The organism is Stenotrophomonas sp., from assembly GCF_035634915.1.
Classification (GTDB): domain Bacteria; phylum Pseudomonadota; class Gammaproteobacteria; order Xanthomonadales; family Xanthomonadaceae; genus Stenotrophomonas.
This window is the reverse complement of the sequence record NZ_DASQCB010000016.1, coordinates 1-12,194: the sequence shown is the minus strand read 5'-3', so window position 1 is coordinate 12,194 and position 12,194 is coordinate 1. Positions and strand designations below refer to the sequence as shown.

The 12,194-nt window shown below is 67.8% G+C and carries 8 protein-coding genes and 2 tRNA genes; 5 read left to right on the top strand and 5 right to left on the bottom strand.

Annotated features, from left to right (window positions below; translation table 11 throughout):
• Positions 1-131: 131 nt before the first annotated feature.
• Both VER16_RS12045 and VER16_RS12040 read right to left on the bottom strand, forming a co-directional pair.
• Positions 132-1,529, bottom strand: a complete 1,398-nt coding sequence (locus VER16_RS12045) for an ATP-binding protein (protein WP_324808446.1) — start codon at positions 1,527-1,529, stop codon at positions 132-134.
• A gap of 6 nt (positions 1,530-1,535) precedes the next feature.
• Positions 1,536-2,264 carry a response regulator gene (locus VER16_RS12040; RefSeq protein ID WP_324808443.1) on the bottom strand — a complete coding sequence of 243 codons (729 nt, stop codon included), beginning with the start codon at positions 2,262-2,264 and terminating at the stop codon, positions 1,536-1,538.
• A gap of 205 nt (positions 2,265-2,469) precedes the next feature.
• Here VER16_RS12040 and VER16_RS12035 point away from each other — a divergent pair, with 205 nt between their 5' ends.
• From VER16_RS12035 to VER16_RS12025, 3 genes are read left to right on the top strand one after another with little or no spacing between them, the layout of a single operon-like run.
• Positions 2,470-3,717, top strand: a complete 1,248-nt coding sequence (locus VER16_RS12035) for an efflux RND transporter periplasmic adaptor subunit (RefSeq protein ID WP_324808441.1) — start codon at positions 2,470-2,472, stop codon at positions 3,715-3,717.
• Entirely contained in the window at positions 3,714-5,672 is a 1,959-nt protein-coding gene (locus tag VER16_RS12030) for a MacB family efflux pump subunit (RefSeq protein WP_324808439.1), read from the top strand. The genes VER16_RS12035 and VER16_RS12030 overlap by 4 nt, the downstream gene beginning before the upstream one ends.
• Positions 5,669-7,108 carry an efflux transporter outer membrane subunit gene (locus VER16_RS12025; RefSeq protein WP_324808437.1) on the top strand — a complete coding sequence of 480 codons (1,440 nt, stop codon included), beginning with the start codon at positions 5,669-5,671 and terminating at the stop codon, positions 7,106-7,108. The genes VER16_RS12030 and VER16_RS12025 overlap by 4 nt, the downstream gene beginning before the upstream one ends.
• A 376-nt stretch (positions 7,109-7,484) precedes the next feature.
• Here VER16_RS12025 and rlmB read toward each other — a convergent pair whose 3' ends face one another.
• From rlmB to rnr, 3 genes are all read right to left on the bottom strand, one after another.
• Positions 7,485-8,228, bottom strand: a complete 744-nt coding sequence (gene rlmB / locus VER16_RS12020; RefSeq protein WP_079221277.1) for a 23S rRNA (guanosine(2251)-2'-O)-methyltransferase RlmB — start codon at positions 8,226-8,228, stop codon at positions 7,485-7,487.
• Positions 8,229-8,462: 234 nt separating this feature from the next.
• Positions 8,463-8,957 carry a GFA family protein gene (locus VER16_RS12015; protein WP_108768330.1) on the bottom strand — a complete coding sequence of 165 codons (495 nt, stop codon included), beginning with the start codon at positions 8,955-8,957 and terminating at the stop codon, positions 8,463-8,465.
• 119 nt (positions 8,958-9,076) lie between these two features.
• Entirely contained in the window at positions 9,077-11,542 is a 2,466-nt protein-coding gene (rnr, locus tag VER16_RS12010; protein WP_414716046.1) for a ribonuclease R, read from the bottom strand.
• A gap of 129 nt (positions 11,543-11,671) precedes the next feature.
• Between rnr and VER16_RS12005 the strand changes: the two genes are divergently transcribed.
• Positions 11,672-11,756 (top strand) — tRNA-Leu (locus tag VER16_RS12005).
• Between the two features lie 151 nt (positions 11,757-11,907).
• Positions 11,908-11,994: transfer RNA gene (locus VER16_RS12000), tRNA-Leu, on the top strand.
• Positions 11,995-12,194: the final 200 nt, after the last annotated feature.

The following is a 12,194-nucleotide window of genomic DNA, read 5'->3' as shown; positions in this document are numbered from 1 at the left end:
GGGAGTTGGGGCGAATGATAGGGCAAACACCCCTCCCGGCGTCACCGTGGCGTGAAAACCGGGCGCGAAGCGGGGTCAGAGCCCTGCCGCCTGCGGCGGAAGGGGTCTGACCCCACGACCGGCCACATCCGTCAGCGCGCGTCCACCGGGGTTCCCACCGGCCACTGCACCACCGCTTCCAGCCCGCCTTCGGGGCGGTTGCGCAGCCACAGGCGGGCGCCATCCTTCTCGGCCAGTGCGCGGGCGATGGTCAGGCCCAGGCCCGCACCACCGGTCTGCCGCGAGCGCGAGGTTTCCACCCGCACGAACGGATCGAACACCGCTTCGAGCTGGTCATCGGCCAGGCCCGGGCCGTCGTCGGCCACCACCACGGTGATCGCCCCGCCGCTGCGGTCTACCCGCACCCGCACCCGCTCGGCATACATCACCGCGTTGTCGACCAGATTGGAGAACAGCCGGTGCATGGCCAGCGGCCGCAGCATCAGCACGGCGCCGCTGCCGCCTTCGAAGACCACGTCGGCACCGCCCTCGGCGGTGTCCTCGACGATGCTTTCCAGCAGCGAATCCAGATCCAGGGCAGCGCGCTGTTCGGCACTCTCGGCGCTGCGGGCCAGCTCCAGGCCTTCGCGCACCAGCGCCTGCATCGCCGCCAGGTCGCCGATCAGGCGCTCGCGCAGGATTTCGTCGGTCACGTTTTCCAGGCGCAGGCGCAGCCGGGTCAACGGCGTCTGCAGATCATGGGTGATCGCCGCCAGCATCTGCGTGCGTTCGGCCAGGTGCCGCTGCAGCCGCTGCTGCATGGCATTGAAGGCTTCGGCAGCGCGCTGCACTTCGCGCGGGCCGCGCAGTGGCAGCGGATCACGCTGCAGGTCGTCACCCAGTTCCTCGGCCGCCGAGGCAAGGTCCTGCAGCGGTGCGCTGGCCATGCGCGACACGATATAGGCCAGCACGGCAATCGCCAGCACCAGCAGGGTCAGGAACAGCGGGTCCACCGCCAACACGCCGTTGTGCGCCACGGCCGGAGAATCCAGTGCCAGCTTCAGCGAGGTGCCGTCGCTGAGCACCACGTCCACGGCCCGGCACTTGGGCGGGATGAAGGACGGGTCCCGTTCGCGCGGCGGGCGCCGGTGTCCCGGCGGCGGCGGCGGCAGCAGCTCCTGCAGCTTGGGAATGCACGAGCGGAAGGAAGTGAAGTGCACGTGCGCGCGGGCCACCGGCCCGGGACGGTCATCGAGCACTTCCATCAGCGCCGTATCGACATTGCCCAGGCGCGCGCCGGGCTGCAGCGCGCGCACGCTGGGACCGCCGGTTTCCAGCAACCGCTCGCGCAGCTCCGGGTTGCCGTCCAGCATGTTCACGTAACCCTGCAGGCGGTCGGCAATGCGGTTCAGGTTCTGCCGCTCGAAATCCTGCTGCCGCCTGGAGGTCGCCAGCAGGGTCGCGCCGATGGCGGCCACCGCCATGCCCAACAGCAGGATCACGAACAGCCGCCCCACCATCGAGGACAGGAACTGGCGCAGGCGCTTCATCGGGGCTTATTCCAGGTTGACGGCCGAGGCCAGCACATAGCCTTCATTGCGCACGGTCTTGATCAGGCCGTCAGGACCGCCGTCGTCGGCCAGCTTGTTGCGCAGCCGGCTGACCTGCAGGTCGATCGCCCGGTCCTGGGCCTCGTAGTTGCGGCCGCTGCTCAGTGCCACCAGCTGCTCGCGCGAGAGCACCTTGTTGGCATGGGCGATGAACACCCGCAGCAGGCGGAACTCGGCCCCGGACAGCACCACCACGCGCCCGTCCGGGTCCACCAGGTGGCGGTGCTCCAGGTCGAAGACCCAGCGCGAGAAGCGCGCGCGGCGCACTGCCAGCGGCTCCAGGTTGGCCGGCAGGGCCTCGGTCCGCCGCAGCACGTTGCGGATGCGCGCCAGCAGTTCGCGTGGCTCGAACGGTTTGGCCAGGTAATCGTCGGCGCCCATTTCCAGGCCCAGCACGCGGTCGATCGGCTCGGCGCGCGCGGTGAGCATGATCACCGGCGTGTTGGAGCGCGCACGCAGGTCGCGGCACAGGGTCAGGCCATCCTCGCGCGGCAGGTTGAGGTCGAGCACGATCAGGTCAACGTGCTCGCGTTCCAGCAGCTGGCGCATGCTGGTGCCGTCGGCCGCCGTGCTGACCTGGTAGCCGGCGCGACCCAGCTGTTCGGCCAGCAGGGTGCGGATGTCATTGTCGTCGTCGACGATCAACAGTCGATGCATCGGGTTTTCGGTCTCCATGTCGCGATTTTCCCGTGTCGGGAGCTGAACCGCATCCTGTCCAGTGCGTACCACTGTATCCGCGCCGGGGCGGGATACCTGCAGTTACGCATTCTGGCCGACAGTGTTACACAGAGACATACCCCGAGGATTGAGCCGCCCTGCGCCCGATCTTCACAATGCCTGCCAATGCCGCCGCCGCGGCCTGCCTGAGTGAAGCCACCACGTGATCTCCCGCCTGTTGCCCGCGTCCCGCCGGGGCCGCCTGATCCTGATCGTCCTGCTTGTCGTGCTCGCTGCAGCCTTGGCCTGGTGGCTGCTGCGCAAGCCCGCCGCGCCGGCCCTGGCCACCAGCCCGGTCAGCCGCGGCGACATCGAACAGACGGTGGAAGCCACTGGCGTGATCGATGCCTACAAGCTGGTCAGCGTCGGTGCGCAGGCCTCGGGCCAGATCAAATCGCTGAAGGTGCAGCTGGGCGATACGGTGAAGGAAGGCGACCTCATCGCCGAGATCGACGCCACCACCCAGCAGAACCAGGTCCTCAACGCGCAGGCCTCGCTGGACCAGGTGATCGCCCAGCGCGCCGTGCAGCAGGCCAGCCTGCGCCAAGCCGAACTGGACTTCGCCCGGCAGAAGGAAATGCTGGCCGCCGAGGCCACCTCGCGGCAGGAATACGATGCCGCCGAGGCCACACTGAAGACCGCCCGCGCCCAGCTGCAGTCCTATGAGGCGCAGATCAAGGGCCGCGAGACCGAACTGGGCACCGCGCGCGCGAATCTGGCCTATACGCGCATCACCGCGCCGATGGACGGCACCGTGGTGGCGGTGGTGGCCGAGGAAGGCCGCACGGTGAACGCCAACCAGACCGCACCGACCATCGTCATGCTGGCGCGGCTTGACGTGGTCACCGTCAATGCCGAGGTCTCCGAAGCCGACGTGGTCAAGATCAAGGCCGGCATGCCGGTGTACTTCACCACCCTGGGCGACCCGGACCGCAAGTACCACGCCACGCTGCGCCAGATCAATCCGGCACCGTCGTCCATCGCCAACGAAAGCTCGTCCAGCTCCAGCAGTTCCTCCAGTTCCAGCTCCAGCAGCGCGGTCTACTACAACGCGCTGTTCGACGTGGAAAACCCCGACGGCACCCTGCGCATCGACATGACCGCACAGGTCTCGGTGCTGCTGCAGCAGGCCAAGGGCGCGCTGATGGTGCCGGCCGTGGCGCTGGGCCCGAAGACGCGTGACGGCGAGCGCGTGGTGCGCGTGGTCAACGAACAGGGCCAGCCGCAGCCGCGCAAGGTCAAGGTCGGCATCAACAACGGCGCTTCCGCGCAGATCCTGTCCGGGCTGAAGGAAGGCGAGCGCGTGGTGGTCGGCGAAGGCGGTGCGGCCGCAGCCAGCAGTGGCACCGGCAACCGCGGCAGCGGCGCGATGCGCATGGGCCCGCCCGGTGGCATGGGCCCGCGCCGATGAGCACGGCGGCCCCCCTGCTGCGCCTGCGCGACCTGCGCCGCGAGTTTCCGGCCGGCGATGATGTCATCGCCGTCCTGCGCGACGTCAACCTGGACATCCATGCCGGTGAGATGGTGGCCATCGTCGGCCAGTCCGGTTCGGGCAAGTCGACGCTGATGAACATCCTCGGCTGCCTGGACCGCCCCACGCGCGGCAGCTACCAAGTGGCCGGCCGCGAAACCGGAAAGATGGAGCCGGACGAGCTGGCCGAGCTGCGCCGCGGGCATTTCGGTTTCATCTTCCAGCGCTACCACCTGCTGGGCGACCTCGATGCCCGTGGCAACGTCGAAGTGCCGGCCGTGTATGCCGGCAGCCCCGGGCCGACCCGCAACGCGCGCGCCGAGCAGCTGCTGCAGCGGCTGGGCCTGCACGACCGCATGCACCACAAGCCGGGTCAGCTGTCCGGCGGCCAGCAGCAGCGCGTGTCGATCGCGCGCGCCCTGATGAACGGCGGCGAGGTGATCCTGGCCGACGAACCGACCGGCGCGCTGGACACGAAATCGGGCGAGGAAGTGATGGCGATCCTCGGCGAGCTGCATGCCGAAGGCCACACCATCATCATCGTCACCCACGACATGAGCGTGGCCGAGCACGCCCAGCGCATCATCGAGATCCGCGACGGCGAGATCATCGCCGACCGCGCCAACCCCAACGCACCCAGCTACCGCGCGCAGCGCCAGCCCAGCGCCGACGTCGCCCATGGCAGCAGCTGGCGCGCCGCCCGCGACCGCTTCACCGAAGCCTTCCGGATGGCCCTGCTGGCGATGAATGCCCATCGCCTGCGTACCTTCCTGACCATGCTCGGCATCATCATCGGCATCGCCTCGGTGGTGTCGGTGGTGGCGCTGGGCAACGGCTCGCAGCAGCAGATCCTGCAGAACATCAGCGCGCTGGGCACCAACACCATCGACGTCTATCCCGGCCGTGGGTTCGGCGACATGCGCTCGGCGCGTGTGCAGACACTGAAGGCCAGCGATGCCGACGCGCTTTCCCAGCAGAGCTACGTGGACAGCGCCACGCCCAGCGTGTCGACCTCGGTCACCGCGCGCTACCGCAATCAGTCGGCCACCGCGCAGATCAGTGGCGTGGGCGAGCAGTACTTCCGGGTGAAGGGCGTGACCCTGCTCAGTGGCAGCTTCTTCGACAGCGACGCGATCCGTGGCCTGGCCCAGGAAGCGGTGATCGACGAGAACACCAAGACCCAGTTCTTCCCGGACAGCGATCCGATCGGCCAGGTGATCCTGCTCGGCAACGTACCGGTGCGCGTGGTCGGCGTGGCCAAGAAGCAGAGCTTCGGTTTCGGTGGCAGCACCAGCCTGGGCGTGTTCGTGCCGTACACCACGGTGATGTCGCGCATGCTGGGGCAGAGCTACGTCTCCAGCATCACCGTGCGCGTCAACGATGAAACACCGATGGATGCCGCACAGGAAGCGATCACGCGGCTGCTGACCCTGCGCCACGGCACCGAGGATTTCTTCCTCAGCAACAGCGCCGAGATCCGCGAGACCATCGAGCAGACCACGCGTACGATGACCCTGCTGATCGGTGCCATTGCCGCCATCGCCCTGCTGGTCGGCGGCATCGGCGTGATGAACATCATGCTGGTGTCGGTGACCGAGCGTACCCGTGAGATCGGCGTGCGCATGGCCGTGGGTGCGCGGCAGAGCGACATCCGCCAGCAGTTCCTGATCGAAGCGGTGCTGGTGTGCCTGATCGGCGGCGTGCTCGGCATCGGCCTGGCGCTGCTGCTGGGCGTGCTGATCGGCCACTTTTCCAGCAATTTCCAGGTGGTGTTCTCGACCGCCTCGATCATTGCCGCGTTCGCCTGTTCGACCCTGATCGGCGTGGCGTTTGGATTCCTGCCGGCACGCAATGCCGCCCAGCTCGACCCGGTGGAGGCCCTGGCCCGCGAATGAAGATGATGACCCGACTGACCTGCCCTGCCCCGTCGCGCCTGCTGCTGGCCGGCGCCGTGCTGCTCGCCCTGTCCGGCTGCGCCTCGGTGGGCCGCTACCCGATCCAGGACCCGGACGTGGCCGCGACCTATGGCCGGGGCGATGCCACCCTCAACGCACCCGCCGACGACCCGCGCAGCAGCCTGGATACCCCGGCCCGCGACATCCGCCAGGACACCTGGTGGACCGGCTTCGGTGACGAGCGACTGGACCGCCTGGTCGCGCAGGCGCTGGCCGCCAACAGCGACCTGGGGGCCGCCGGCCTGGCCGTGCAGCGTGCACGGCTGCAGGCCGGGCTGGCCAGCAACGCGCTGTGGCCGCAGCCGTCTTCTTCCGGCGTCAGCGCCAGCGGCAGCCGTCCCACCGACCAGGCCGCCGACTGGAGCCGCGGCTATTCCACCGGCGTGTCGCTGTCATGGGAGATCGACCTGTGGGGCCGCCTGCGCACCGAGCGTGACATCGCCCGCTGGGAAGCCCAGGCCACCGAGGAAGACCGGCAGAACACCGCGCTGCTGGTGATCGGTGACACGATCAACCAGTACTGGACGCTGGCCTACCTCAACCAGTCCATTGCCAGTGGCGAGGCCAACCTGCAACGGCTGGAGCGCACCCGCGACCTGGTCCAGGCCCGCTTCGACGCAGGCGCGGTGTCGCGGCTGGAAGTGCGCCAGGCACTGCAGAACCTGGAATCGCAGCGTTCGGCGCAGAGCGCGCTGGAACAGCAACGGGTGGAGGTGCGCAACGCGCTGACCGTGCTGCTGGATGGCACGCCGTGGCCACAGCAGGACGAACCGCAGGACCTGCAGGCCGCGCGCAGCCCGGGCATCGACGAAGGCCTGCCGGCCGATCTGCTGGGCCGCCGCCCTGACCTGCGCGCGGCCGAACTGCGCCTGCGCAACAGCCTGAAGACCATCAAGGTGACCGCCACCCAGTACTACCCGGCGCTGAGCCTGACCGGCAGCCTCGGTTCCAGTGCGACCTCGCTGGGGGATGTGCTGCGCAACCCGGTGGCCACCCTGGGCGCCGGCCTCTCGCTGCCCTTCCTCAACCTGCAGCGCGCGCAGCTGGACACCGACATCGCCGGTACCGCCTACCAGATCGCCGCGACCAACTTCCGCAAGACGCTGTACACCGCGCTTTCGGAAGTGGACAACGCGCTGTCCGCGCGCGAGCAGCTGGCGCGGCAGGTGGCCGCTTCGCAGGCATCGTATGACCAGGCGGTGGAAGTGGAGCGTGCGCAGGAAGTGCGCTACCGCGTGGGCGCCACCGACCTGCGCACCTGGCTGGAAGCGCAGCAGACCCGTCGCGATGCCGAGCTGTCACTGGCGCGCGTGCGGCAGAGCCAGCTGAGCAACGACGTGACCCTGTTCAAGGCGCTGGGCGGCAGCGCGGGCTGAGGCGATGCGGGGCTGCGCCCCGCACCTGCCGAAGCAACGTCAACGTCAAAAGCTGGCTTCCTGTGGGATGGCGAGGTGGGTCCGGTGGCAGGGGACGCCGTGAACCCGTCCATGGGGGCTTGGTCGCGGCATCCATGCCGCTCACACCCCTGCCACCGGACCCACCCCGCCCTCGACAGACTTCCGCGAGCTGCCGGAATCTGCTGCTGATGGTGGGTGCCGACCGTTGGTCGGCACGGGCCCTGACCATGGTTCTGCTCTGGTAGGTGTCGACCTTGGTCGACACGATTCTTCCGTAGAGCCGAGCCCACAAAAAAGGGTCAGACCCCTTTTCCCATAGGAAAGGGATCTGACCCCGATCACGTCATGCCGTCGATCAACCGCGCTGGCGTACGGCCTCGAACAGGCTGACGCCGGCGGCGACGGAAACGTTCAGGCTCTCGATCTCACCCGGCATCGGGATCTTGACCAGGCCATCGCAGTTCTCGCGGGTCAGGCGGCGCAGGCCATCGGCTTCGCCGCCCAGCACCAGGGCGATGTTGCCCTTCAGGTCCAGCTGGTACAGCGAGGCGGTGGCTTCACCGGCCAGGCCGTAGATCCACACGCCCTGCTTCTGCAGGTCCTTCAGGCAGCGCGACAGGTTGGTCACCGCCACCACCGGGATGAGGTCGGCGGCGCCGGCCGAAGTCTTGCGCACGGTGGCATTGACCGTGGCCGACTTGTCCTTGGGAATGATCACTGCGGTGGCGCCGGCTGCCGCGGCCGAACGCAGGCAGGCGCCCAGGTTGTGCGGGTCCTGCACCTCGTCCAGCACCAGCAGCAGGGCCTTGCCTTCGGCAGCGGTGACCAGGCCTTCCAGCTCGTTCTCGCTGTAGGTGCGGGCCGCGGCATAGCGCGCGGCCACGCCCTGGTGGCGTACCGAGCCGCCGACACCGTCCAGCGCCTGGCTGTTGACCTTGCGCACGTCGATGCCCTTGCGGCGGGCGTTTTCCTCGATTTCGACCAGGCGCGGGTTCTTCGCACCGGCCTCGACCAGCACTTCGCGGACGTTGTCGGCGTCGTTCTCGATGGAGGAGGCGACGGCGTTGACGCCGACGATCCACTGGCTGTTCTTGCTCATGCGGGGGCCGAACCGGAAAGGGGGTGGCTATGGTAGAGCATCGGCGGCGGCCGCGCTGCGCGCTCGCCGGGCATGGCCCGGCGCTACCCGGCAGGTGCGGACCGTTGGTTGGTGGGTGCGGACCGCTGGTTGGTGGGTGCTGACCTTTGCTTGGTGGGTGCGGACCGTTGGTCCGCACGCTATTTGCCTGCCGCGCTGCGCGCTCGCCGGGCATGGCCCGGCGCTACCCGCCGTTCATCCTTCGGCTGAACGGGTGCGCGGTGGCCAGTGCGGGGTGTCGTGGTCGGGGTGCTGGTGGGACACGATCGTCGCCAGGAACTCCAGCGCGGCCACGTCCTCCTCGGTGCGGCGGCCGGGCAGCAGGCCCAGGCCATCCACGAAGGGCAGCTTGCGCTCCATGCCGTACTGCAGGGTCGGCGGCAGGCGCTCGGGTTCGTCGAAGGCGCCGGCGGCCACGGCCATGCCGTCCGGGGCCTCGTAGGTCAGCGGGGTGCCGCAGTCACCGCAGAAGCCGCGGCGGACCACGTTGGAGGACTGGAAATAGCGCGGCTGGCCGCGGGTCCAGCTGAACTGCGCGCCGCGCACCGAGACCAGCGGCGCGTAGTAGGCGCCGAACGCCTTCTGGCACATCCGGCAGTGGCAGATCGAGCTGTCGGTGAGAGCGCCGCGCGCTTCGAAACGGATGGCGCCGCACTGGCAGCCGCCGCGGTATTCGGGTTGGCCTTGCATGCTGGGTTCCTCCGGAACGTCGTGCCAACCAAGGTTGGCACCTACCGGGTGAGGAATGTGCCAACCAACGGTTGGCACCTACCGGGCAACGTGGGTGCCGACCGTTGGTCGGCACACCTTCAATATTGCTTTTTTGTGCGCTTGGCCGGCTTGCCGCGTTCGGGCAGCGGCGGCAGGCCATCGCCCTCGTCCTCGCCCTTGTGCTCGACCAGGCGGAAGTCGATCTTGCGTTCTTCCATGCTGGCCTTCAGCACCAGGATGCGCACGCGGTCACCCAGCCGGTAGCTGCTGCCGCGGCGTTCGCCGGTCAGCGTCTTGCGGGTGGCATCGAACTTGTAATAGTCCTGCGGCAGCTGGGTTACGTGGACCAGGCCCTGTACCTTGGAATCATCCAGCTCCACGAACAGGCCGAAGCTGGTGACGCCGCTGATCACGCCATCGAACTGGCCACCGACATGCTTTTCCATCCACGCCGCGCGGTAGCGCTCGTCGACCTCGCGCTCGGCCTCGTCGGCACGGCGTTCGCGCTCGGAGCACTGCAGCGCGAGCGCGGCCATCTCGCGGGCGTTGTAGGTGAACTTGTCCAGCGGCTTGCCGGACAGTGCATGCTTGATCGCACGGTGCACCAGCAGGTCGGGATAACGACGGATCGGCGAGGTGAAGTGCGCGTACGCCTCCAGCGCCAGGCCGAAGTGACCATTGTTGTCCGGGCTGTAGACCGCCAGGCTCTGGCTGCGCAGCAGCACCGATTCCAGCAGCGTGGCATCGGGACGGTCGCGGATCTTCTTCAACAGCTTGGTGTAGTCGCCCGGACGCACCTTCGACCACGGCGGCAGGCTCAGCTTGAACTCCTTGAGGAATTCCAGCAGGTCGGCGTACTTGGTTTCCGGCGGCTTCTCATGGATGCGGTATGGCGCCGGCACGTGGCGCGACAGCAGGTACTTGGCCGCCTCCACGTTGGCCGCGATCATGCATTCCTCGATCAGCTTGTGTGCGTCGTTGCGCACCAGCATGCCGGCCTGGGTCACCTCGCCACGGTTGTCCAGCACGAAGCGCACTTCACTGCTTTCGAACTCGATGGCACCGCGCTTGGCACGCGCCTTGGAGAGCACCTTGTACAACTGGTGCAGGCGCTGCACCTGCGGCAGCAGCGGGCCCATCCAGGCCTTGGTATCGGCATCGTCCTCGCCCACCGCCTTCCACACCTGGGTGTAGGTCAGGCGTGCGTGCGAGTTCATCACTGCTTCGTAGAAGCGCGAATGGCTGACCACGCCGTCGCGGTCGATCTGCATGTCGCAGACGAAGCACATGCGGTCGACCTTGGGCATCAGCGAGCAGATGCCGTTGGACAGGGTCTCCGGCAGCATCGGCACCACGAAGCCCGGGAAGTACACCGACGTGGCGCGCTTCTGCGCTTCCTGGTCCAGCGGCGTGCCGGGGCGCACGTAGTTGGAGACATCGGCAATGGCCACCACCAGGCGGAAACCGTCGGCATTCGGTTCGCAGTACACCGCGTCATCGAAGTCCTTGGCATCTTCACCGTCGATGGTCACCAGCGGCGTGCTGCGCAGGTCGACGCGGTCGCCGATCATCGCCGGCTCGACCACCATCGGCACCGAAGCGGCTTCGTCCAGCACTTCCTGCGGGAACTCGAACGGCAGTTCGTGGCCGTGAATCGCGGTCTCCACCACCAGCGATGCGGTCAGCTTGTCGCCAAGCACGGCGATGATGCGGCCGATCGGCGGGCGGCGGCTGTCCGGTGCCTGGGTCAGTTCGCACACCACCAGCTGGCCATCGCGCGCGCCGCCGGTCTGGTCCGGTGGTACCTGCACATTGCGCTGGATGCGCTTGTCATCGGGCACCACGTAATTGATGCCCATCTCAATGCTGAAGCGACCGATCAGGCGGGTCATGCCGCGCTCGAGCACGCGGGCGATGCTGCCTTCGCGGCGGCCACGGTGATCGATGCCGGTCACCCGGGCCAGCACCTTGTCGCCGTGCATCACCTTGCGCATTTCATAGGGCGGCAGGAACAGATCGTCGCCGCCCTCGACCGGGCGCAGGAAGCCAAACCCTTCCGGATTGGCGATCACCACGCCAGTGACCAGGTTCAGGGTCTGGATCGGCGCGAAGCCGCCACGGCGGTTCTGCACCAGCTGGCCGTCCCGGACCATCGCGCCGAGCCGGCGCGACAGTGCCTCGGCACGGTCGGCGGCGGTCAGGCCCAGGCGCGCGCCCAGTTCTTCGGCGGTCTGCGGCCCTTCGCAACGTTCGAGCAGGGCCAGGATGGCCTCGCGGCTGGCGATGGGCTGCTCGTACTTCTCGGCTTCGCGGGCGGCGTAGGGATCATCGATCACCTTGCCGGTGGGGGGCAGCTTGCGGCCCGGGGCCGGGCCCGGTGCGGCGGCATCGGCGCTGCGGCCCTTGCGGCCGCGCGGCGGCGCACCGCCTTCATTCAATTCCGGGAACCAGCCCGGCAACGGCTTGCCCGGCTTGGTGGTGCGGGCTGCGCCCGCCTTGGCACCCTTGGCAGGGACCTGGCTGCGGGACTTGCTCCCGCCCTTGCTTGGTTTTTTGGTAGTCATCGCCCTCCATGGTAGCCGTTGCAGGCGTGCAGAACCGGTCAGCGTTCACCGTTGGAGGTCCCGTGTGAAATATTTGTTGGAAGTCGTTGACAGCCTGCGGATTCATCTTCACAATTGCGCCTCTGGAACGCCCAGGTGGCGGAATTGGTAGACGCACTAGTTTCAGGTACTAGCGGGTAAAACCGTGGAGGTTCGAGTCCTCTCCTGGGCACCAACGAAAAAACTCCTCGCTTCGGCGGGGATTTTTTTTGCCTGCGATCCAGCCAGGGTCAGAGCCCCTTTCGCAAGCGAAACGGGATCCGACCCCGGATCTGCAAAAGGTGTTGACACCCCCATAACAACACCCCATAATCTCGCTCCTCGACGCCCAGGTGGCGGAATTGGTAGACGCACTAGCTTCAGGTGCTAGCGGGGGCAACTTCGTGGAGGTTCGAGTCCTCTCCTGGGCACCATGTCGAGAAAGAAAACAACCCGCGCAAGCGGGTTTTTTCTTGCCTGCAATCCAGGCCTTTGTAGAGTCGAGCTTGCTCGACTGATCCTCACAGCAGTCGAGCAAGCTTGTATGTTCCCCCCGGCTCCCACGAGGTATGTAGGAGCCAGGGTGGAGGGACCGTCAAGCAAGCATCTGCGGAGTCGAGCCGACAGACGAGTC

Bases quoted from the DNA above. Each gene is read 5' to 3' on its own strand.
- VER16_RS12045 (WP_324808446.1), bottom strand. From the start codon at position 1,529: ATGAAGCGCCTGCGCCAGTTCCTGTCCTCGATGGTGGGGCGGCTGTTC.
- VER16_RS12040 (WP_324808443.1), bottom strand. From the start codon at position 2,264: ATGGAGACCGAAAACCCGATGCATCGACTGTTGATCGTCGACGACGAC.
- VER16_RS12030 (WP_324808439.1), top strand. From the start codon at position 3,714: ATGAGCACGGCGGCCCCCCTGCTGCGCCTGCGCGACCTGCGCCGCGAG.
- VER16_RS12025 (WP_324808437.1), top strand. From the start codon at position 5,669: ATGAAGATGATGACCCGACTGACCTGCCCTGCCCCGTCGCGCCTGCTG.
- rlmB (WP_079221277.1), bottom strand. From the start codon at position 8,228: ATGAGCAAGAACAGCCAGTGGATCGTCGGCGTCAACGCCGTCGCCTCC.
- VER16_RS12015 (WP_108768330.1), bottom strand. From the start codon at position 8,957: ATGCAAGGCCAACCCGAATACCGCGGCGGCTGCCAGTGCGGCGCCATC.
- rnr (WP_414716046.1), bottom strand. From the start codon at position 11,542: ATGACTACCAAAAAACCAAGCAAGGGCGGGAGCAAGTCCCGCAGCCAG.